The sequence below is a fragment of the Paenibacillus wuxiensis genome, assembly GCF_040195695.1.
Classification (GTDB): Bacteria; Bacillota; Bacilli; order Paenibacillales; family Paenibacillaceae; genus Paenibacillus_B; species Paenibacillus_B suaedae.
The window spans coordinates 288,664-311,400 of the sequence record NZ_JBEFZI010000007.1; the positions used below are offsets into that span (position 1 = coordinate 288,664).

The 22,737-nt window shown below is 50.0% G+C and carries 14 protein-coding genes; all 14 read left to right on the forward strand.

Annotation, left to right across the window (positions count from 1 at the left end; translation table 11 throughout):
* The first annotated feature begins 106 nt into the window (after positions 1-106).
* Complete coding sequence (addB, locus tag ABN764_RS17730; protein ID WP_446672663.1) at positions 107-3,709, forward strand: helicase-exonuclease AddAB subunit AddB; 3,603 nt, start codon at positions 107-109, stop codon at positions 3,707-3,709.
* Complete coding sequence (locus ABN764_RS17735) at positions 3,687-8,018, forward strand: UvrD-helicase domain-containing protein (RefSeq protein WP_446672664.1); 4,332 nt, start codon at positions 3,687-3,689, stop codon at positions 8,016-8,018. The genes addB and ABN764_RS17735 overlap by 23 nt, the downstream gene beginning before the upstream one ends.
* Before the next feature lie 35 nt (positions 8,019-8,053).
* Complete coding sequence (locus ABN764_RS17740) at positions 8,054-9,253, forward strand: exonuclease SbcCD subunit D (RefSeq protein WP_446672665.1); 1,200 nt, start codon at positions 8,054-8,056, stop codon at positions 9,251-9,253.
* A complete protein-coding gene (locus ABN764_RS17745) occupies positions 9,250-12,849 on the forward strand; it encodes an AAA family ATPase (RefSeq protein WP_446672666.1) in 3,600 nt (1,199 codons plus the stop codon). The genes ABN764_RS17740 and ABN764_RS17745 overlap by 4 nt, the downstream gene beginning before the upstream one ends.
* Positions 12,850-13,244: 395 nt before the next feature.
* Positions 13,245-13,586: a histidine triad nucleotide-binding protein gene (locus ABN764_RS17750; protein ID WP_021256808.1), complete on the forward strand. Its 342-nt coding sequence runs from the start codon at positions 13,245-13,247 to the stop codon at positions 13,584-13,586.
* Between the two features lie 188 nt (positions 13,587-13,774).
* A complete protein-coding gene (rpsU, locus tag ABN764_RS17755) occupies positions 13,775-13,948 on the forward strand; it encodes a 30S ribosomal protein S21 (RefSeq protein WP_005547957.1) in 174 nt (57 codons plus the stop codon).
* Between the two features lie 15 nt (positions 13,949-13,963).
* Complete coding sequence (locus tag ABN764_RS17760; protein WP_021256807.1) at positions 13,964-14,407, forward strand: GatB/YqeY domain-containing protein; 444 nt, start codon at positions 13,964-13,966, stop codon at positions 14,405-14,407.
* Between the two features lie 233 nt (positions 14,408-14,640).
* The gene (locus ABN764_RS17765; protein ID WP_268624525.1) at positions 14,641-16,008 is read left to right on the forward strand and encodes an NfeD family protein; all 1,368 of its coding nucleotides are present in this window, start codon (positions 14,641-14,643) and stop codon (positions 16,006-16,008) included.
* 76 nt (positions 16,009-16,084) lie between these two features.
* Positions 16,085-17,092: a flotillin-like protein FloA gene (floA, locus tag ABN764_RS17770; protein WP_028531291.1), complete on the forward strand. Its 1,008-nt coding sequence runs from the start codon at positions 16,085-16,087 to the stop codon at positions 17,090-17,092.
* A 10-nt stretch (positions 17,093-17,102) separates the two neighbouring features.
* Positions 17,103-17,654 (forward strand): YqfB family membrane protein, encoded by a 552-nt coding sequence (locus tag ABN764_RS17775; RefSeq protein WP_174809304.1) that lies wholly within the window; start codon positions 17,103-17,105, stop codon positions 17,652-17,654.
* A gap of 256 nt (positions 17,655-17,910) precedes the next feature.
* Entirely contained in the window at positions 17,911-18,204 is a 294-nt protein-coding gene (gene yqfC / locus ABN764_RS17780; protein ID WP_021256803.1) for a sporulation protein YqfC, read from the forward strand.
* Positions 18,201-19,433, forward strand: coding sequence for a sporulation protein YqfD (yqfD, locus tag ABN764_RS17785; RefSeq protein WP_446672667.1), 1,233 nt, complete (start codon positions 18,201-18,203; stop codon positions 19,431-19,433). Before yqfC ends, yqfD begins: the two co-directional genes overlap by 4 nt.
* A gap of 20 nt (positions 19,434-19,453) precedes the next feature.
* A complete protein-coding gene (locus ABN764_RS17790) occupies positions 19,454-20,422 on the forward strand; it encodes a PhoH family protein (RefSeq protein WP_021256801.1) in 969 nt (322 codons plus the stop codon).
* 15 nt (positions 20,423-20,437) lie between these two features.
* Positions 20,438-22,708: an HD family phosphohydrolase gene (locus ABN764_RS17795; protein WP_446672668.1), complete on the forward strand. Its 2,271-nt coding sequence runs from the start codon at positions 20,438-20,440 to the stop codon at positions 22,706-22,708.
* The last annotated feature ends 29 nt before the right edge of the window (positions 22,709-22,737 follow it).

The window sequence follows — 22,737 nt, forward strand, 5'->3', positions numbered from 1 at the left end:
ATCGGGTGTAACCGAAATTATATACCAATTATTGGTTTGATCATAGTGTATCATATCGTGGCAAGTAGATGCCATGAATCGCATTTAGGGAAATGGAGGGATCACTTTGTCGTTGCATTTTGTCATCGGTCGTTCCGGCAGTGGCAAGACGGAGCATGTGTTAAGAAGCGTACGAGATGAGCTTCGCAGCCAAGCGGACGGGGCACCGATTATATGGATAGTCCCCGAACAGGCAACCTTTCAGGCAGAGCATGCACTCATTCGTGAGGATGGAATCGCTGGCATATTGAGAGCGCAAGTACTAAGCTTCCGGCGACTTGCGTATCGCGTCATGCAAGAGGCTGGCGGCACTGCACTAACAGCGATCAATGAAGAGGGCAAGAAGATGCTGCTCTACAAGATTTTGCAGCGCCGCAAGTCAGATTTGCCTTTATTTGCGGGTGCAGCAGAACAATTCGGATTTATCGAGAAGCTTAACGATCTCTTTGATGAGATGAAGCGGTATCGAGTAGAGTCCAGTGAAGTTGAGGAGCATCTTGCTTTTCTGGACGCTCACATGACAGGACAACCGCTGTTATCCGCGAAGCTTCGCGACATTTCCAGCATCCTGCATGAGTTTGAATCGGAATTGGCTGGTCGTTACTTGGATGGGGAAGACGTGCTTGCTCGGTTGTCCGAGGGTGTTGCAGCATCGGAGTACGTGAAGAACGCTGATATTTGGATTGACGGGTTTCACGGATTTACCCCACAAGAATATGCGGTTCTCGCTTCGCTCATTCTCCATGCGCCGAATGTAAGTGTGACGCTGTGTTTGGATAAGGCTTATGCGCTTGGCGAAGTTCCGCATGAGCTGAATTTGTTCCATCCAACGGCAACTACTATGCTGAAGCTGCTAGAGATGGCCGATACGCTTGGCGTGGACATCGGAAGCATAACGCATCTTGACTCGAAGGAAGCGCCACTTCCTCGTTATACAGCTTCTCCGAAGCTTGCTCATCTGGAGCGGCATTTTGAACGCAAAGTGCCCTATCGTGAACCGGAAGTTAATGTGAAGAGCAAGGATAGCCATGCGTCCGATCACGATACGAAGCGAGAGGTTACGGTGCAGGCGGCAGTACATCGCCGCGCCGAGGTTGAAGCGGTTGCTGGGGAAATGCTGCGGCGTGTGCGCAACGAGCAGGTACGCTGGCGGGACATGGCGGTAATGGTGCGGAACATTGCACATTATGGTGAGCTGATTGATACGGTATTCACCGAGGCGGGGATTCCCTATTTTACGGATCAGAAGAAATCAGTACTGCATCATCCATTTGTTGAGATGACGCGAGCGGTGCTTGATATCATAATAGGCAATTGGAAATACGACGCAGTATTTCGGTTTGTCAAAACCGATTTTTTGCTGGCCGAAGATGGTTCGATTACAAGAGAGCATTTTGACAAGTTGGAGAACTATGTGCTTGCATGCGGCATCGAAGGGGGCAGGTGGACAAGCAAGCGTCCATGGCCTGCAATGCCGGAAATGTCGCTTGATCCTGATCATGCAGATGGAGCAGCGGAGGGCACAACTGAAGAAGCTGAGGCTGTTGAACGGCCAAGACATGCTCCAGAGTGGGTGGAGCAATGCCGCAGCATCATTGCCGATCCGATTGCTGAGCTTGCACGCGCAATGAAGGCGAGCTCGAACGTTCGCGGCATGTGCGAGGCTATGTATGCGTTCTGGATGGCGCTTGGTGTGCCTCATAAGCTGGAGCGCATGAGCCAAGATGCATTGCTTGACGGAGAGGTTCAACTATCACGGGAACATCGGCAAATATGGGGGGCTCTCTTAGATATATTGGATCAAATGGTAGAGATGGTCGGCGAAGAGAAGATGAGCATTGAATTGTTCGGCGGCATGCTGGATACCGGATTTGAGAGCATCAAGATGGCGCTTGTTCCGCCAGCGCTGGATCAAGTGCTCATTGCTTCGATGGATCGGACAAGACCCGGCCAAATTAAGCACTTATATATGCTTGGCGTGAACGATGGCGTTATACCGGCTCGTCCGATTGAGGATGGCGTGCTTACGGAGCATGAACGGGACACTCTGCAGCAGATAGGCATGGAGCTCGCGCCTGGCGTCCGCCGCAAGCTTCTGGACGAGCGGTTCTTAATTTATCAGTCCTTCGCGACGCCTAGCGACAGTCTGTGGATTAGCTACGCACTCGCTGATGAAGAAGGGAAGACATTGCTGCCGTCCGAGGTGGTTCGGCATGTACGCGGCATGTTCCCACGTGTACAAGAGCGGCTCGTCATGGCTGAGCCGAATGAATTCATGAATGAGGAGGAGCAATCGGAATTCGCTGTCTATCCGGAATCTGCGCTGAAACACCTGATTGTTCAGCTGCGACAGTGGCGCCAAGGAAGACCAATGGCGAATATATGGTGGGATGTATACCGCTGGTTCGCCGCGCAGCCAGCATGGCATGATCGGCTGAAGGTGCTGATGGGCTCGCTATTGTATCGGAATCAAGCAGAGACACTTACTCCGACCACAAGCCGTCACTTGTACGGTACTGCCTTGCGAACCAGTGTGTCTCGCATGGAGCGCTTCGTAGCCTGTCCGTTCTCGCACTTCGCCTCCCATGGCTTGAAGCTGAAGGAACGTCGGGTATATCGATTGGAGGCTCCAGACATCGGGCAGTTGTTCCATGCAGCGCTCAGCCGCTTTGCCATAGATTTGCAGAGCTCGAATCGAACTTGGGCAGCGCTGTCGGCGGATGAATGTCGAGCAGAAGCAGATCGTATCGTGGATATGCTTGCCCCAAAATTGCAAGGGGAGATTCTGCTTAGCTCGAAGCGTTATGAGCATATCTCGCTCAAGCTGAAGCGAATCGTTGGCCGTGCTGCTTCCGTGCTTGGAGAGCATGCTCGCAGAGGTCAGTTTGAGCCAATTGGACTGGAAATGGATTTTGGTCCGGACAAGCCGCTGCCGCCGCTTCGATTTACTCTAAGCAATGGATGTACGATGGAGATCATCGGAAGGATTGACCGGGTGGACAAGGCGGACAGTGACCACGGCGTGCTGCTTCGCGTCATTGACTATAAATCGAGTTCGACAGATTTGAAGCTGCAGGAAGTGTATTACGGTCTGTCGCTGCAAATGCTCACTTATTTGGATGTATTGATTACGTATGCGGAACTGTGGCTCGGCTCGTCGGCATTGCCCGCTGGCACACTCTATTTCCATGTTCACAATCCTTTGTTGCAGGCGGCGAATGGAATGAGTGTGGAGCAAGCTTATGAGCAAATGATGAAGAAATATAAAATGCGTGGACTCGTCCTGGCGGATCGCGAAGTTGTGTCCTTGATGGATGAGCCGCTTGAAAAAGGGTATTCAGACATTCTCCCGGTTGCGGTGAAGGCGGATGGGTCGTTCTACAGCAATGCATCTGTTGCGACTACGGAGCAATGGGATATGCTGCGGGGAACGGCTCGCCATGTGATCCAAGATATCGGAACCCGGATTACAGATGGTGATGTTCGGATAGACCCTTATCGCCTTGGGACGAAGAAGGCATGTGATTTTTGCAGTTATAAGCCAGTCTGTCAATTCGATGAGTTGACCGAAGGCAACGACTATCATGTATTGCCGCGGATGACGAAGGACGAAGTGTGGATGAAGATGGAAGGAGGAGCAGCGGACAATGAATCAGAACGAAAATCATAATGGGGACGAAGCGCTCGGCGGCAAGCGGCAGCAGGAGCTGGAGTTCGATCTGCTGAATTGGACACAGTCTCGTTCGGATGCTGTAGAGGCATCGCCTACAGTAAGGGTGCTGCCAGATAAGCCGGAAGGAAGCACCTGGACAGATGAACAATGGCGTGCTGTCGTTGACAGGGGACAAAATGTGCTTGTCGCAGCTGCTGCTGGATCAGGGAAGACAGCGGTTCTCGTGGAGCGTATTATTCGGACGATTAGTGATGAAGAACAACCCGTCCATGTCGACCAGCTGCTTGTTGCAACCTTTACAAAGGCGGCTGCATCTGAGATGAGAGAGCGTATTCGGCTTGCCTTGGAGCGGGAATTGGAGGCGAAGCCTGATTCTGAGCATCTGCGCCGTCAACTGGCGCTATTGAATCGCGCTTCTATCACGACACTGCATTCCTTCTGTCTAGAGGTTATTCAGCGCCATTTCCAATCGGTGCAGCTCGATCCGGCCTTTCGCATAGCAAATGACACGGAGACAGAGCTGCTGCGGCAGGACGTATTGGAGGAATTGTTTGAACAGCGCTATGCGGACGGTCACTCGGAATTCAAGCGAATGGTTGATTGGTTCAGCGGGGAACGCAGCGATGAAGCCGCATTCCGCTTAGTGCAGCAGTTGTTCGACTTCTCGCGCAGTCATCCATGGCCGGATGAATGGATGAAGGAGATGGCCGCTTCGTTCGAGGTGCAATCGGTGGAAGAACTGGGCAAGTCACCTTGGACGACAAGTGTTATGCAGGATGCACGCCTGACCTTGAATGGAATTGTAGAACTGCTGCGGCAGGCGTATCGATTATTGGACGCTCCTGGAGGCCCTGAGCCCTATCGGGAGGCACTAATTCAGGAATTGTCAGGTGCTGCTGCATTGGCTGAGGCCGCTGAACATGAACCATGGGAGAGGCTTTTCTCCTCATTTGACTTATTGGCGTTCGGCCGTTTGGCTGCTTGCCGGGGAGATAAGTACGATAAATCACTGCAGGAGCAGGTGAAGCGTCTTCGCGACCAAGCAAAAGCGAGGCTGCAGCAGCTGCGGGACGAATTGTTCCGCAGAACACCAGAGCAATTTCTACAGGAACTGAACGTGATAGCCCCAATCATGCATACGCTGGCTGATGTTGTCATTGAATTCGGTGAACGCTTTGAGGAAGCAAAGCGCAAGAAGGGATGGCTGGATTTTTCGGACTTGGAGCATTACTGCCTTCGAATATTGCGCCATCCAGACTCGACACCAGCGCATACGATTCCTTCAGAAGCAGCTAGACAGTATGAAGAACAATACGTTGAGATCCTGCTCGATGAATATCAGGACACGAACATGGTTCAAGAAGCGATTGTGAATCTGATTACGCGTTCCGGCGCTGGCAACCGCTTCATGGTAGGGGACGTTAAGCAGAGTATTTACCGCTTCCGCCTTGCTGAACCAGGTCTGTTCTTGAGCAAATATGAATCTTATTCTTCAGATAGCTCCGAGCAGAAGGGGATACGCATTGATTTGGCACGCAATTTCCGCAGCCGACAGGGTGTAGTAGATGCGGTCAATATGCTGTTCCGCCAGATCATGAATGACCGAGTAGCTGAGCTGAAATATGATGAAGCTGCTGAGCTCGTTTGCGGGGCGACTTATCCAACCTTGGAACAAATCAGCGATGAATTGCGTGCTGCTCAGCGCGAGCCGAATATGGAGCAGCTTGCAGAACGCCAAAACTATGCAGCCGAACTGGTGCTCATTGAGAAGGCTAGTGCAAGTTCTGATGGTGAGCTGGCCTCCGATGAAAATGAGGATATTGATTCAGATGTGGAAGCTGCGGCTGTCGAAGCGCTTGATCCTGCTGAAATGGAAACAGCACGCCTTGAGGCGCGGGCAATTGCGGCAAAAATCCGCAGGCTGCTCGGGGATGAAGGAACAGAACCGTTCCTCGTGTACGATAAGCATTTGAAGCGAATGCGTCCAGCGACGTATCGGGATATTGTAATTTTACTTCGGGCGACGCAAGCATGGGCACCGCTCATGGTAGAAGAGCTGAGATTGGAAGGCATTCCTGCTTACGCCGAGTTCAATACGGGCTATTTTCAGGCTACGGAGGTAGAGGTTGTACTCTCTTTGCTTCGTGTTATTGATAATCCGCAGCAGGATATTCCATTGGCGGCGGTTCTCCGCTCTCCGATTGTCGGACTTACGGCAGAAGAGCTGGCACAAGTTCGACTTCAGGGAAAGGGTATTTCTTTCTATGATGCTGTGTGTAAAATGATGCAAACCGAAGCGGGAGAACAAGAAGCTCAGGAGGTATCAAGCGACACTGACTTGCAGGATAAGCTGTATCGCTTTCTGTACAAGCTGGAGCATTGGCGGTCGGCGGCACGTCAAGGAAGTCTATCGCAGCTCATATGGCGGCTGTACCGGGAGACGGGGTATTACGAATGGGTAGGCGGCTTGCCAGGAGGTATGCAGCGTCAGGCCAATCTGCGAGCGCTATATGATCGGGCACGTCAATACGAATCCTCTTCCATTCGCGGTCTATTCCGGTTCCTACGCTTTATTGACCGCATGCGCGATACAGGAGGAGACTTGGGAACTGCTCGTGCGTTAGGGGAACAAGAAGATGTAGTTCGCATTATGACGATTCATAAGAGTAAAGGGCTGGAGTTTCCAGTTGTTTTTGTTGCAGGACTGTCGAAGCGATTCAATCAGCAAGACTTGAACTCGCCATTCTTGATGCACAAGCGGCTCGGATTTGGGCCGAAGTTCGTAGATGAAGAGCTCCGAGTTTCTTACCCGACACTTCCGAACTTAGCAATTCGCAGGCAAATGAAACTGGAACTGCTTGCTGAGGAGATGCGGGTGCTGTACGTAGCCTTGACAAGACCGAAGGAGAAGATGATTCTAATCGGTACTGTCAATGATCCAGAGAAGTCAATTCGGGAGTGGGGAGAAGCACTCGATGTAGAGTCCTTGCTGCTGCCTGATTATATGGTGGCACGGGCACGTTCCTACATGGATTGGATCGGGCCATCTGTTATTCGACATATGTCCGCGTCGGAATGGCGCCGATTCGCGGGGCTTCCGAATCGGAACGGGGAGTGCCTGCATGACGATCGCTCGGAGTGGAGACTGTCAATTATGTCCGCCGCGGTTCTTGCATCTGGTACAGCACTCGGCGGAGTGGAACTGGATGAGGATAAGGCGCAGGTGCTTGAGGCATTGGAGCGGCTGGAAGTGCAGGAGAACATGCCGTCAAGCGATTGGCAAGCTGCGCTGGATGAGCGGCTTCGCTGGCGGGATCCGAATCGGATTGCAACTTTACTACCAGCGAAGACTTCAGTCACGGAAATGAAACGGATGTCGGCGTCGGATGAATGGCCAGCCGACCAATGGATTTCAGAGCCAAGTACCGACGAGCATGAGCTGGTCGATAGAGCGATGACTGGAAATGAAACAACTATGGACAATGGACATTCCTTGGAGATATCAGGGGGGAATAGCTCCGCTACATCTTCTCCTCAGAGAGAAGAGGGCTTCACGCTGCATCTGCGCCGTCCTAAATTTATGGAGGCTAGCAAGGTGACGCCAACGGAACGGGGGACGTTATATCATCTCTTTATGCAGCATATGCCTCTGCATTCGGATGTGACGATAGATACTGTTCGCAATACTCTGCTCTATTTGGTACAGCATCAATATATGACGGACAAGCAGGCGGAAGCGATTGATCAAGCTGCGGTAGCTGGCTTTTTCGAGAGTGAAGTTGGCCGTCAACTGCTGCAGGCAACATGGGTGAAGCGAGAGCTTCCGTTCAGCTATGGTCTGACAGCTGCTGAAGCTTATACGATCGAATTGACGAGACAGCTGCATCTCAGCTCCGGGAATAGCAATCTCGCTCAGGAGCCCCCTGCTCATGAAGATGTGCCGGTAGCTGAGCCAGTTTCTAGCGAACAACCAACGCTGGACAACGATCGGTCGGGGAAATCGTCGATGGAGCGGTTTGTCGCAACTTCGACCTTCGCGGCACGAGACACATCTGGCTTGCTTGATCAGGAGACGGTACTTGTTCAAGGGGTCATAGACTGCCTGTTCGAATGGGAAGGGCAGCTCGTGCTGCTCGATTATAAGACAGATAAGGTGCTTGCACATCGAGGCAGCCTAGAGGCACTAACGGAGCATTATCGTTTCCAGTTGAATTTATACGCACGTGCAATCGAACAGATATGGCATCGTCCAGTCGACCGTAAGGTGCTGTACTTTTTCGATGCTAAGCAAGCGTGTGAACTATAGTCTATTAGAATCGCAGGAAGAAAGGAGAGACAACCATGCGTATTTTGCATACAGCGGATTGGCACTTTGGGCGGACGCTGGAAGGCAGGAGCCGTCTAAACGAACAGGCTGCTTTCGTAGAAGAGTTCATACAGCTGGCGGATGAAGAGCAGGCAGACCTGATCCTGATCGCAGGGGATGTATATGATTCGGTTAACCCACCGGCAGCGGCAGAGCAGCTGTTCTATGAGGCTGCTGCCAGATTGTCGCAGCAGGGCAAGCGCCCGGTCGTAATTATTTCCGGGAATCATGACCACCCAGATCGCTTATCGGCATCAGCGCCACTCGTGCATGAGCTTGGCGTGACGCTAATCGGGCAGCCTAGTCTGGAGCCAGTGACCATTCATTGTGCGAGAACGGGGGAAGATGCAGTTATTGCAGGGCTGCCTTATCCATCTGAGGCGCGATTAGGAGAGCTGCTTACAGCCTCCAATGAAGAACATGAGCTGCGCAGTGCATACAGCGCGAAGGTAGGGAAGCTGCTGCTTCATCAGGCTATGCATTTTCGACCTTCTACCGTTAATTTGATTATGAGTCATTTGTACGTTCTTGGCGGACTGGAGAGTGATTCTGAGCGCCCAATTCAGGTGGGTGGAGCTTATACTGTTGATCCAAGCGTGTTCGCTTGTATGGGAGCTCCTGCTGCACCGCAGTATAGTGCACTTGGCCATTTACATCGGCCACAGGCAGTGAAGGGGCCGGGGGTTATTCGCTACAGTGGATCGCCGCTCGGCTACAGCTTCTCAGAGGCGGGTCAGGCGAAGTCGGTCACTCTGCTGGATTTGGCACCAGGTCAGGAGGCTGTTCCTCAGGAGCGATTCCTCTCTTCCGGCAAGCCGCTCATGAAATGGAATGTTCGCGGTGGGTATGAAGAGACGCTTCGCTGGATTGAGGAGGGCAAGGATGTTGGTGCTTGGCTGGATGTCTGCATTCATCTTACAGAAGCTCTGACGTTAGAGCAGATTCAGAAGCTGCGTCGAAATCATGAAGGTATCGTCAATATTCGTCCCATTTATCCAGAGATTGAACGAATTGCGGCTGAAGAAGGAAGCCGTAGTGAACTACCGGTACATGAACTGTTCCGGCGGTTCTATGAGCGTCAGACTGGAGGAGCTAAGCCTGATGATGCATTAGTGGACTGCTTCTTGGAATTGATCGGAGAAGATGGGCTGGAGAAGGAAGGTGAAGGCGCATGAAGCCAATCGAGTTGAAGCTGGCAGGATTGCAAAGCTATCGAGAAGAGCAGTGCCTCGACTTCCGAACACTGTGCGAGACAGGTTTATTCGGTATATTTGGCCCGACAGGAAGCGGCAAGTCTACGATCTTGGATGCGATGACGCTCGCACTGTATGGGAAGGTAGAGCGAGCTACGAATGGCACGCAGGGCATATTGAATCAGGCGGAAAATCAATTGTCCGTTGCGTTTACATTTGAGTTGAACGGTGCTGGGGAGCGTAGAGCGTTCCGCGTAGAGCGCAGGTTCAAGCGGACGGGCGATATTACAGTAAGCAACTCGGTCAGTCGGTTTGTTGAGATTACGCCTGAAGGCGAGGTTGTCTTAGCTGACAAGCTGGCTGAGGTAACTCGCTGTGTTGAACAGCACATTGGATTGAAAATGGATGACTTCACAAGAGCAGTCGTTCTTCCTCAAGGTAAGTTCGCAGAGTTCTTGTCGCTTAAGGGCAGTGATAGACGTCAAATGCTTCAGCGTCTCTTCTCGCTTGAGAAATACGGAGATGAGCTGTCTGCTCGTATATCTCGTCGTGCCAAGGATGCTGAAGCTGAACTGATGGCTTACTCGGCTGAACAGCAGGGATTGGGTGATGCCTCGCAGGAAGCGCTGGCGAGTGCAGAACAGGCATTGACAGAAGCGGCGGAACAGGCAGAACTGGCCAAGGCGTCCAAGCAGGCTGCTGAGCAGGAGTATCACGCTATGGCTGAGCAGCGTGAGCTTCAACAGGAGCATGCACGAATATCGATAAGAATGTCTGAGCTGCAGAATGAGGCACCAAAGCGCGCTGAAGAGGAGACGAAGCTGAATCGTGCGAGAGAGGCAGAGCGGATTGCACCTGTTGCCTTGGAAGCGGAGCAGTTGATTGTAAAGCGGAACATGGCTGTGGCAGAGCATGCATCTCGTGAAGAACAAGCGGGTATCGCTGCATCGGATGCACAGAAGGCTGTGACTGCTGCCGAGGAGGCGAAGCACGTTCAAGAGCGTGAAGAGCCGGAATTGCTCCGTCGGAGTGAGCGGCTTCAAGAGGCAGTTCGCCTGCAGCAGGAATGCGAGCGTCTGCGCAAGGAGGAGGGCGAATGGAAGCTCCGCTTGGAGAGTGCCCATGCACGTTATGACTCTGCAGCGTCTGATATTGAACGATCAGAGCAGCTGCTTAAGAAGGCGGCGGCACGTCAAGAGGAGCTTCGAACGACGCTTGCGGCACATGTCAAGACTGCCGAGGAGCAGGAACACTTCCATGAGGCGATCTCTTACTATGATAAGATCACGTTCATGGAAGGACGCTCCAATGAGTTGAATAATCATCGAATGAAGCATGAAGCACAGACAGAAGCTGTCAATCGCAAGCTTAATGATAAGCTTGAAGAGCTGTTGTCCGCAGCTGGGACGATTCGGCATAAACTGGAAGAGGGGCTTCATTCAAGAACATGTTGGAGACGGCTTCGCGAGCAAGTGAGCCATCTCTTTGTACAGGTCGAATTGGCAATGGATGATGAGCGCCAGAAGCAGTGGAAGGAAACAGCGGAGCAAATGGCTGTCCAGTTAGCATTGTCATTGGTTAATAATGAGTCCTGTCCGGTATGCGGATCGAAGGAACATCCAGCCCCCGCCCATGTACATGCGAGTGCTAAGGTCAACTCCACAAATGGAGACGAGCGCTGGCGGCAATGGGAGCAACTGAAGAACATATCGAGCCGATTGCTTCTGGATGTGGAAGCTGAAGCAGCTCGTAGTCGTGAACAGTTCTCGACCTGGATGCAGCGTCTGCAGGAAGTGTCCGAGCGAGCGTCGCAACTGATACGCGATCAGTTGTCAGCAGTGGCTGAAGAAGACCAACTGAGAGGCGAACATCCTTCGTGGAGAGACTCTTTGACCGAGCTTGCTGCCGCGCAATCGTTCGGTTTAGATAACAAGGACATGCTGTTGGAAGGTGAATCGCCGCTGCAAGCCGGCGAAGGAGCAGCATCTGAGCAAGCAGGATCACATACGTACAAAGATGTTAAAGAATTGGATTTGGCTGCAGTGGAGAATCAGTTGACAGCTCTACAGCAAGACGTGCAGTCATTCATCCAGAATGCTCGTACAATGGAAGGCCTTATGGAGCAACTGCTGAAGGATGCTGCAGGCAAGCAGTGGGAGCTGCAGCAATTGTCGTCTAGCTACCAATCTTCATATGTGGCGTTGCGTGACGCCAATCGTGCATGGAAGGAAGCAGAAGAGGCTCTGGCCAAGCAGCATGAGGAATGGAATCTTCGTTACAAAGCGTTCCAATGGGAATTTGCACAGATGCCGTCTTTGCAGCAGGAATGGACTGCAAGAGAAGCAGTCGTGAGCGATTGCCGGGAACGACTGGAGAAGAGTGCAGTTTATATAGAGGAAATGAAAGAACGAATTCTTCAATACACGAAAGAGCGTCAAGCTGCTGAGGTTGAGCGTGTCAATGCGCAAGCGGAGTGTAATGGTGTTGCCCGTCTACTAGGGGATTACGAGACTCGGTTGAAGCCATGGTTGCAGAAGCAATCCATAGAGGAGTTTGCAGCAGCTACATCAGCTCGTCTAGCGGAGCTTCGTGAACGAGTTAAGCGAACAGCGGACGAGGCTGAAAGGTTACGGGCTGCAAGCGAAGCTGCAGGCCGTCAGGCGGCTCTTGCTGCGCAAGTCTTGACGAGTCTTGCCGAGCAGGTAGAAGTGAGCGGTCAACGTCTTCAAGATCTGCTGTCGAAGTCTTCCTTTACAGAAATTTCAGATGTGCATGCCGCTCGGATGACAGAAGAACTCACCTCACAATTAGAGCAAACGCTGCTCGCTTATCACGATGCAGTTCGGGATGTTAGTTCGCAGCTGAATCGATTGCAAGAGCGAATAGGTTCTTCAGTGGTTACGGACGAGCAGTGGAACGCTTGCAGCGAGAAGAAAGTGGCGGCCGAAGCAGCGGCAGAGGAAGCCCTTGCTCGGAAAGCAAAGGCAGAGCGGGACGCGGAGCAGTTACGTAGCAAGCATGCACGCTGGACAGAACTTGAGGAAGCACGCTCGCGCACCGAAGAATATGCGGGCCGATTGCACCAGCTGCAGGCTGTATTCCGCGGTAACGCCTTCGTTGAATTTATTGCGGAAGAACAGCTTATGCAGGTTAGCCGCGCTGCGTCAGAACGATTGAAGGTATTAACGAAGCAGCGCTATGCGCTGGAAGTGGATTCTGGCGGGGGCTTCGTCATCCGCGATGATGGCAATGGAGGTATCCGCAGACCGGTATCTACACTATCGGGAGGAGAGACATTCTTGACTTCGCTTGCACTGGCTCTTGCACTGTCCTCTCAGATTCAATTACGAGGCAAGTACCCTCTCGAGTTCTTCTTCCTTGATGAAGGATTCGGGACACTCGATCCTGAGCTTCTTGATACGGTTGTTACCGCACTGGAGAAGCTGCATTCGGATCGCTTGTCAGTTGGGGTAATCAGCCATGTTCCGGAGCTGCGTGCTCGCTTGGCGAGAAAGCTGGCTGTCATACCGGCAGAACAAGCAGGAGAAGGGTCACGAATCGTAATGGAAACGAATTAGATAGTTGTGAACTAGCTCACAGTAACAGTTTCAACAGGCTGTTATAATACAGACAGCCGACATCAATAATTTTCCTAGTTGCACCTCGGTGATCGTATTGTGTCTGCAAACAGTCGTGATCAATGAATCAGAGTCGCGATGCTTGCAGCAACAGTACGCTCACAGCGCTGACGCGCTGCCCGCAATTGCGGGGTACGAGGTGCTCTTTTTTTTGTCCTTTTTTTGATAAATTCCAACCTCATAGTACGGTATGTGCGCATACAAACGCTAATGCTTTTTATAGATCACTTGGACAGGCTTCTTTTTTTTGCTATGATAAGGGTACGCCAAATTAAGAGACATACAGCCTGAATTCAGGCTCAGAGCGAATACATATAAGGGAGGAATGAAAAGAGATGGATTGTATTTTTTGTAAAATTGTCGAAGGCTCCATTCCTTCGAAAAAAGTGTATGAGGATGATACGGTAGTAGCCTTTCACGATATTACTCCCCAAGCTCCAGTACATATTCTCGTGATTCCGAAGAAACATATTGCAACAATGAACGATGCTGAAGGCGAGGATTTCGCCCTAATTGGAGACATTCATCGCGCTGCTCAGCAAATTGCACGTGAGCTAGGCATTGCAGAATCGGGATACCGCTTGATTAACAACTGCGGCAAGGATAGTGGACAAGTGGTATTCCATATCCATTATCATTTGCTTGGCGGCGAACAGCTGGGAGCATTGGTTGGATAAATCGCTTATTATAGCCATATAGTGGCAGATAAACATGCGGGAAAATCCGCTGTGCAAACATTTCCAACCATGAAATGTCGTTATAATCTGTTCACATGGTTGACACCTAGTTTTACAATCACATATAATGTAATTTGATGAACCGTGTTTTTGTTCTTGGACGGTCTGTTCGGAGGGAGGGATAACTGGTGTCTGAAACGAAAGTTCGCAAAAACGAGACAATCGATGCTGCACTTCGTCGCTTTAAGCGCTCCATCGCGAAGGATGGCGTATTGGCTGAAGTTAAAAAGCGCAAGCACTATGAGAAGCCAAGCGTTAAGCGCAAGAAGAAGTCCGAGGCTGCCCGCAAGAGAAAGTTTTAGGAGGATTACGCACCAATGGATCTTAGCCAAAGATTGAACGAAGATATGAAGCAAGCGATGAAAAGTCAAGACAAGTTCAAACTCTCCACCATCCGAATGGTTCGTTCGGCGATCAAGAATGTTGAGATAGATGAAAGAAGAACTTTGAATGACGATGAAGTGCTTGAAATTCTAGGTCGTGAGATCAAACAGCGGAAAGATGCCCTCCACGAGTTCGAAAAAGCAGGTCGAGGCGATTTGGCAGATGGGGTTCGGGCGGAAATTGATATCTTGACGCCTTATCTTCCTGCTCAGCTTTCCGAAGAAGAGATAAAAGTGATTGTACAAGAGACCATCCAAGAGACCGGTGCTTCTTCGAAAGCCGACATGGGGAAAGTAATGGGTGCCCTCATGCCAAAGGTGAAGGGGCGCGCAGACGGCAAGTTAGTCAATTCTGTCGTGCAACAATGTCTGCAATAAACGATCTCTTTACGTCTATTGACGAAACGATAAAAAACACTCCTTATTCATAAGGAGTGTTTTTTTCTATATATCTAAAGATGAAACGCAAGGCATGATCAGGACGTATTATTATATGTGTTCAAAAGGGCTGTTTTCACAATGTGAGTCATGCCACAATTGTCAGCAAGCTTTTTGAATAGCACGTATCGCATTTGTCTACAACAGAATAAGAAAGGGGGTAGTCATTCACCATGCGGTATTTTCGAGGGAAACCACTAGGATTAGCCACCTTAGTTTTGACAGCGATCATGCTCCTGTTCTCCTGCATCCCATTTGTAAGCGCTCAAGTGAAAGCGGAAGGCAGTTCGGCACACAATGTGATTGTCCTTCCACTGAAGGGAACGGTGAATCCAGTTATGGAATCCTTCCTGTTCCGTGCACTTGATGAGGCAGAACAGCTAAGTCCTGAAGCAATTATTATCGAGATGGACACACCGGGTGGACAATTGGAATCTGCGGGAAATATCAGCCAGAGAATTATCTCCAGTCCTGTGCGTACGATTATGTTTGTAGAGGGCAATGCAGCATCGGCAGGCAGTTATCTTGCACTTAGCGCCAATGAGATCGCAATGACTCCAGGCAGTGCAATCGGATCGGCAGCCTTGGTTGATGGAGCTCATAATTACGTGAATGATCCGAAGCTGGTCGCCATGTGGGTTAGCAAAATGAAAGCCGTTGCACAAAAAAATGGCAGAGATCCGCTCGTTGCACAAGCAATGGCTGATTTGCAAGGCGCTTACGAAATTAAGGAGCTGGGACGGACAATACCATCGGGTGAGGTGTTGTCATTGAGCTCGGAGGATGCGCGCAAAGCTGGCTATGCGGAATATGTAGCTTCCAATACGGCAGATCTGTTGAAACAGTTGAAGCTGGATCAAGCAAATCTTGTTCAGATTGAGCCTTCTACCTCAGAACAAATTGCAGCCTTTGTTGTTCATCCAGGGATTGCGACATTGCTCCTGTTCCTAGGAATCGCAGGTGTTGCAATTGAACTGTTCGTACCAGGCTTCGGTGTCCCAGGAATACTGGGGATTGCTGGATTTTGTTTGTATTTCTTCGGTCACTACATTGCAGGACTAGCGGGGGTGGAGACCATCGTACTATTTATCATCGGGCTAATACTGCTAGCACTGGAGTTGTTTATCCCAAGCTTCGGCATATTGGGTATACTAGGATCGTTAAGCTTGATTACGGGTGTCGTGCGAGCTGCTAATGATACTGCAGATGCGCTGATGTCGCTTGGCATTGCCTTTGCAGCTGCTCTGGTTGTGGTTATCATTGTCGTTCGTGTGTTCAAGCACCGCGGCATTTGGAATAAGTTCATTCTCCGTGATTCCTTGACGACAGATGAAGGTTACGTGTCGAATATAAATCATACAGAGCTGCTCGGGAAGACAGGGCGTGCATTAACAACATTGCGTCCATCGGGAACGGCTTTGATTGGAGATATCAAATATGATGTCGTCACAGATGGCGGTTTTATAAGCCGTGACGAAGAGATTGAGGTTGTTGAGGTGGAGGGCGTACGAATTGTCGTACGATCGTTGACCAAAGATTGACCCCTTTATGTATTTTTGACTATAGGTTCTAACCCTTGCTTCACACATATAACAAAATATTGGAGGATGATTGAATATGGATCCATCTACGGTAACTGCGCTATTAATAGGGGTTGTTATTGTTATTGCACTAAGTGTATTCTTTAGCTTCTTCCCAGTAATGCTCTGGATCTCGGCTATTGCATCCGGGGTGAAGATCGGGATTATCTCACTCGTCGCTATGCGTCTGCGCCGTGTAACGCCAAGCCGTATCGTCAACCCAATGATTAAGGCTACTAAGGCTGGTCTTGGACTGAATATTAACCAACTGGAGAGTCACTACTTGGCTGGCGGTAATGTTGACCGTGTTGTTAATGCGTTAATCGCTGCACAACGTGCGAATATTCATCTTGAATTCGAACGCGCAGCAGCAATCGATCTTGCAGGACGCGATGTATTGCAGGCGGTGCAAATGAGTGTTAACCCGCGTGTTATTGAAACGCCTATCGTTGCCGCTATGGCGAAGGACGGTATTGAAGTAAAGGTTCGTGCGCGCGTTACCGTACGTGCGAACATCGAGCGCCTAGTCGGTGGTGCTGGGGAAGAGACGATTATCGCGCGTGTTGGCGAAGGTATCGTTACAACTGTAGGTTCCAGCGCATCCCATAAAGACGTTCTGGAGAATCCAGATCTTATCTCCCGTACTGTACTCGGCAAAGGTTTGGATGCAGGAACGGCCTTTGAAATCTTGTCTATTGATATTGCAGACGTCGATGTAGGTAAGAACATCGGTGCACATTTGCAAACTGAGCAAGCTGAGGCGGATAAGCGCATTGCGCAAGCAAAAGCAGAAGAACGCCGTGCAATGGCAGTCGCACATGAGCAAGAGATGAAGGCACGCGTCGTTGAAATGCGTGCACTTGTTGTTGAGTCGGAATCTCAAGTGCCCCTTGCTATGGCTGAAGCGCTTCGCGGCGGCAAATTGGGTGTTATGGATTATATGAATTTGAAAAACATTGAAGCTGATACGCAAATGCGCGGTACAATCGGCAAGGTATCCGACAACAATCCCAACAATAATCACGACAACAAATCAGAAAGCTAGGCGATGAGCCATGGTGATCATTGAGAAGATTATTCATTTCGTCACAAGCAATCCGTTAATAGCGATTATTATTTTGGGAGCTCTTTTTTCTTCACTGGGCGGCTCGAAGAAAAAGGACAAAACCAACCGGATGCCTGATTTTAGTGGAGGGGCTGCAAAAAGCAGCGATGACAAGAGGTATGAGGATGCAGGCGAGGAGGAATATGAGGAGGTAGAACGCAAGCCAGAACGTCAGCCTGTGTTTACGACCAGCGCTGAACGTCCAGCGCCAGCAGGGATGGCTTCAAGTCCGGGTAACTCGTATGATTTCATTGACTCGGATGAGGCGCGTCTTACGGAGCTAGAGCAGCGTCTGGCTGCAATCGACCGAATGGCGAGCTCGATCTCGTCCGGATCAGCTTCCAGATTCTCTAAGCGCCATACTTCATCAGCTGCTTCACCCGAACAGGGGCAGGGTTCTTCAAGCCGTGCAGTTACACCTGATGAAGTGATGCAGGGAGTCATTTGGGCGGAGGTACTCGGCCCACCGCGTGCCAAGCGTCCCTATCAGCATCGCCGCTGAATCTATAAGTATTAATACAAGTCCTTGCTGTTCCGTTCAGGAACAGCTGTAGGCGAAGAGAGAAGTTCCACATACAGGCTTAGTACAATACGTGCTAAGCCTGCATAGTGGGGCTTTTTTTTATTTCTGCAGTTCCACAGACAATCATTAACATGGAATATTCCTCGAGGATCTCGCGTGAAGGGTCGCTGCAATCGTTATAATCGCGTCATTCTGCGCATAAATTGTAACGAATAGGAAGGGGGCCCGTCGCAAAATGAGTCGCTTTGGCCGCAAATTAAGCAACTGGACAGCGAATTGGCTGGATCTGCCGCAGGATACATTATCGGATACGCCCCGGTTAGCCATGATTGGAAATCGGCATCTTATCGTTGAGAACCACCGCGGGATTGTGCATTTTTCGAACGAGCTGGTTCGTTTGGCGCTAACCAATGGAGAACTAGAGATATCCGGATCAGAGCTTGTTATTCGGGCGATATGGACGGAAGAGATACGTATTGAAGGAATCATACGCAATATCACATACAATGGAACGGGGGAAATGAAGTGAAGGCACCTACGTTGGCCAATGCTCGCGGCTATGTTCGGGTTCGCATTCGAGGAGGGAATGCGGAGTCTTTTATTAATGCTGTCGTCTCCAAACAAATCCAAGTGTGGGATGTGCAGCGGACTTCGTTTCAAGACTTCCAGTGCTATGTACTGCTGTCTGATTATTTTAACCTGAGGCCCATTTTGAAGCAGACAGGCTGTCGGGTTCATGTGGAGCAGCGGATAGGATGGCCTTTTGCGTTGAGACGAGTTATCCGCCGCAAGTTCTTCTTGATTGGCTTTGCTATGTTTATGCTTGGATTGTACATGCTCTCCTCGCTGGTATGGTCCATTGATGTGAAGGGCAATGATCGCATACCAACAGAGCAGGTGCTTGCGGCTGCGAAAGAGCAGGGGATATATCCTTTTCAGTGGACATTCCGTCTGCGTGACCCTGATCTAATTGCGAAGGCGATGCACACGAAGCTGAAAGAGGCATCATGGGTGGGAGTCAATTGGGAAGGGACCAGGGTATCAATTCAAGTGATTGAAGCAACGAAGCCCGATTCATTGAAATTGGTTAATCCAAGACATATTGTTGCTTCAGAGGATGCAATCGTAACTGATATTATCGCGGAAAATGGACGAGCTGTCGTTGCCCGCAATGCCCGCGTCAAAAAAGGCGCTGTACTTATTTCCGGGGCCGTTGGAACTGAAACTGAACCGAAGGATGTGGCGGCCAAGGGAGAAGCAAGAGGGCTCGTCTGGCACCAATATGAGATTTCCTCGCCGCTCGTCATGAAGCATAAAGTATACACAGGGGAAGAGAAAGAGAGAAAATATATCGTGACAGGCAACCGGAGGCTTATGGTCTCTGGATTCGGAGATATTCCTTATGCTCATTATGAGCAGCTGCAGGAGGACAACACGCTGAAATGGAGGCAGTTGTCGCTGCCTATTGGCTGGACAAATGAGAAAATTAAGGAAGTTCAGTTCGCATCTGAGGAACGAACGGAGACGCAAGCTGCAGAGGCAGGACTGAAGCAAGCTAGGGCGGATGTGCTCGGCAAGAACGGACCTAATGCCCGCATTCATTCGGAAAAAATTTTGCATCAGAAGACGGACAATGGTAAAGTGGTCATGAAGGTGCTTTTTGAAGTGGAGCAATCAATAGCGGAAGAACTTCCGCTTGTTCGCCAGTTTGAACAGAAATCACAACCGGAATCAGAACCACATGAACAAGGACACTGAATACAAGGAGACTGAGGTTTTTGTCGCAACAACAGACTGTTAAAATTTCACTACAAAATGCTGCTGAAGGACTAGCCCTGTTCGGGCCGCAAGATAAGCATCTGCGCTTGATTCAAAGCCGTACAGATGCACTAGTGACATCGCGCGAGGCGGAGGTTGTCATTACGGGGGAAGCGGAAGAAACTGAAAAATTGGAGCAGTTATTCCTCGTTCTGCTCGAGCTGATTCGCAACAATATTATCCTGTCTGAACGGGATATCATGTATGCAGTCGATTTAGCGCAGGAATGGAAGGTTGACGAGCTGCTTGATTTATTCAGGGGCGAAATCGCACATACATACCGCGGCAAACCGATCCGCGTTAAGACAATAGGTCAGCGGCATTATGTATCAACGATTAAGAAGAGAGACATCGTATTCGGTGTAGGGCCTGCAGGTACAGGGAAAACGTATCTTGCCGTTGTACTTGCCGTCGTTGCGTTGAAGGAAGGAGCCGTCAAGCGAATCGTTTTGACTCGGCCTGCAGTAGAAGCCGGAGAGAACCTTGGTTTCTTGCCTGGAGATTTGCAAGAGAAGGTAGATCCGTATTTGCGCCCTCTCTATGATGCGCTGTATGACGTGATGGGCACGGAACAGGTAGCTAAGGCTCTTGAGCGTGGATTGATTGAGATTGCGCCTCTCGCCTATATGCGGGGACGGACGCTGGATGATGCGTTCATCATATTGGATGAGGCACAGAACACGACGCCTGAGCAAATGAAGATGTTCCTGACACGACTTGGCTTCGGATCGAAGATGGTCATTACCGGGGATATTACCCAAATTGATTTGCCTCGCGGTAAGAGATCTGGTCTCGTGGAAGCAGGGCGAATCTTGAACGGGATTGAGGAGATCGGATTCGTGCATTTTGCCGAGCAGGATGTCGTTCGTCATTCCTTAGTGCAGAAAATTATTACAGCTTACCAGAAGGAAAGCGAAAACCAAGGATAGAGAGGACTGTTCTCTATGCTACAGACAAATCGTTCCGGCAACGGAAATAGCAAACGTCAAGTCAATATGACGGGGTGGAAGTATAGCGTAGGTGTACGTTTTCTTCTGTTTTTCTTATTAACATTATTATTTTATTTCAGTTTGGCGCCGAGCATTCTGCCGGAGAAGCTGGATATTGAAGTCAATGCGAAGAGTGAGAAGGATATTATCGCACCGATTCAAATCCCAGATAAGAAGGCAACGCTTAAAGCCCAAGAGCAGGCTGCCGAGCGCGTGCAGCCCATTTATGAGATTATCTCGCTCAAAAATGAGCGCTTAATCGATTCTTTGTTCGAGCGTATCGACCAGTTAAATGACGATGAGCTCATATCGTACGCACAGAAGATCAGCTTATATCGCACCGTCATCCCTGATGAGGTCAATAAGTATCTTAGGGAATTTCTGACGACAAGCCGCAATAAGGATACATATTCGAGTGCACTGCTTGACGAAGTAAAGAAACGCATTGACGAGCAGAAGTACGATATCCCTGAAGAAACGTATCTGAAAATTGCACGCTTGACTAAAGAAGACGTCGCACAAATGAAGCCTGTTGCTCGGGAACTAGTGTCTAAGCTGATGGCTGACGCGGTTCCAGATGCCTCTGTGCCGCGAGCTAAGGTGCCGGAATACGTCAATGCAAGCTCGCTGGATAAACGCTCTGCTCGCGAGGTGGTGCAGGAGCTCGTTCGCCTCTGCATTACGCCAAACAAGTTCTACAATGATGACGCAACGAAGGATGCAAAGGTTCAGGCGCGGGAGAATACGCAGCCAATCTTCATTAAGCAGGGCGATATCTTTATTAAAAAAGGGCAGGTTATCTCTCAAGAGACTTATGATTTGCTGAAAGAGAACGATCTTTTGAAATCAGAAGTTAACTACTGGCCGCAATTTGGCTTGTTGCTTCTGTCGGTGATGTTCTCACTCGTCTTGTTTATGTTTATGCGTCAGTCAAGCCATACTCATTTCAAGTTCAACAACGTGCAGTTGCTGATGCTTGTGTTGATTTTCATAATCAATATTATTGCGATTCATATAATCGGCTACGCGCAGACGAAGGAAATCCCTTATATTGGGTATGTCGCGCCAACTGCGATGGGGGTTATGCTGATTACCCTGCTCATCGATCTGCCGCTAGCGTATATATGTGCAGTCGTTCTGAGTATCCTTGCGGGGATGATCTTGAACACCAACCAAGGCACGTTGTTTGATTTCCATTTTGGATTTTTTGCGCTCGTGACCAGTTACGCAGCGATATTCGCCATTCATCGTGCAAGCCAACGCTCCACGATCTTGAAGGCAGGCATTATGGTATGTATCTTCGGCAGTGTAACAGCTCTGACGCTGTCCATGCTATATGGAGAGCCAATGAATCAGAGTCATACGATGCTGTCGGCTGCATTTGCCTTTGCCAGCGGACTGCTCACATCTGTGCTTGTACTCGGACTGATGCCGTTTTTTGAAGTTACATTTGGCATTCTGTCTGCACTCAAGCTGGTTGAATTGTCCAATCCGAACCATCCATTACTGCGCAAACTTCTGACAGAAACACCGGGGACCTATCACCATAGCGTGATGGTAGGGAACCTGTCTGAGCAGGCTGCGGAATCGATTGGTGCGAATGGACTGCTGTGTCGAGTAGGTGCCTACTATCATGATATCGGCAAAACGAAGCGTCCAAGTTACTTTATTGAGAATCAGACGAATATGGACAACCCGCATGATCAAATCGATCCGAAGCTGAGTACGTCCATTATCGTTGCTCATGCCAGGGACGGCGCTGAGATGCTGAAGGATTACAAGCTGCCGAAGCCGATACGAGATATTGCTGAGCAGCATCATGGTACAACCTTCTTGAAGTATTTCTACTTCAAAGCGAAGAAGCAGGCGGAAGAACAGGGTATTGAGCCTGACTTTACTGAGGATGATTTCCGTTATCCTGGGCCTAAAGCTCAATCGAAGGAAGCGGCTATTGTAGGGATAGCGGATTGTGTGGAAGCTGCAGTGCGTTCACTTCGTCATCCGACGGTCGAGCAAATTGAATCGATGATTCATAAAATTGTGAAGGATCGGATGGACGACAATCAGTTCAACGAATGTGATCTGACACTGCGCGAGCTGGATATTGTTGCTCAGTCACTGAAGGAGACTGTAATGGGAATCTTCCACTCCCGTATTGAGTATCCGGATGACTCGAAGTTGAAGAATAAGGACGCGGGTGCTGCAGCGGAAGCTCCGAAGTCGTAGCCTACGATTGATTCGGTTGAACGTACATC

Excerpts from the sequence above, each read along its gene's own strand:
- ABN764_RS17735 (WP_446672664.1), top strand. The coding sequence starts at position 3,687 with ATGAATCAGAACGAAAATCATAATGGGGACGAAGCGCTCGGCGGCAAG.
- ABN764_RS17740 (WP_446672665.1), top strand. The coding sequence starts at position 8,054 with ATGCGTATTTTGCATACAGCGGATTGGCACTTTGGGCGGACGCTGGAA.
- ABN764_RS17745 (WP_446672666.1), top strand. The coding sequence starts at position 9,250 with ATGAAGCCAATCGAGTTGAAGCTGGCAGGATTGCAAAGCTATCGAGAA.
- ABN764_RS17750 (WP_021256808.1), top strand. The coding sequence starts at position 13,245 with ATGGATTGTATTTTTTGTAAAATTGTCGAAGGCTCCATTCCTTCGAAA.
- ABN764_RS17760 (WP_021256807.1), top strand. The coding sequence starts at position 13,964 with ATGGATCTTAGCCAAAGATTGAACGAAGATATGAAGCAAGCGATGAAA.
- ABN764_RS17765 (WP_268624525.1), top strand. The coding sequence starts at position 14,641 with ATGCGGTATTTTCGAGGGAAACCACTAGGATTAGCCACCTTAGTTTTG.
- floA (WP_028531291.1), top strand. The coding sequence starts at position 16,085 with ATGGATCCATCTACGGTAACTGCGCTATTAATAGGGGTTGTTATTGTT.
- ABN764_RS17775 (WP_174809304.1), top strand. The coding sequence starts at position 17,103 with ATGGTGATCATTGAGAAGATTATTCATTTCGTCACAAGCAATCCGTTA.
- yqfC (WP_021256803.1), top strand. The coding sequence starts at position 17,911 with ATGAGTCGCTTTGGCCGCAAATTAAGCAACTGGACAGCGAATTGGCTG.
- ABN764_RS17795 (WP_446672668.1), top strand. The coding sequence starts at position 20,438 with ATGCTACAGACAAATCGTTCCGGCAACGGAAATAGCAAACGTCAAGTC.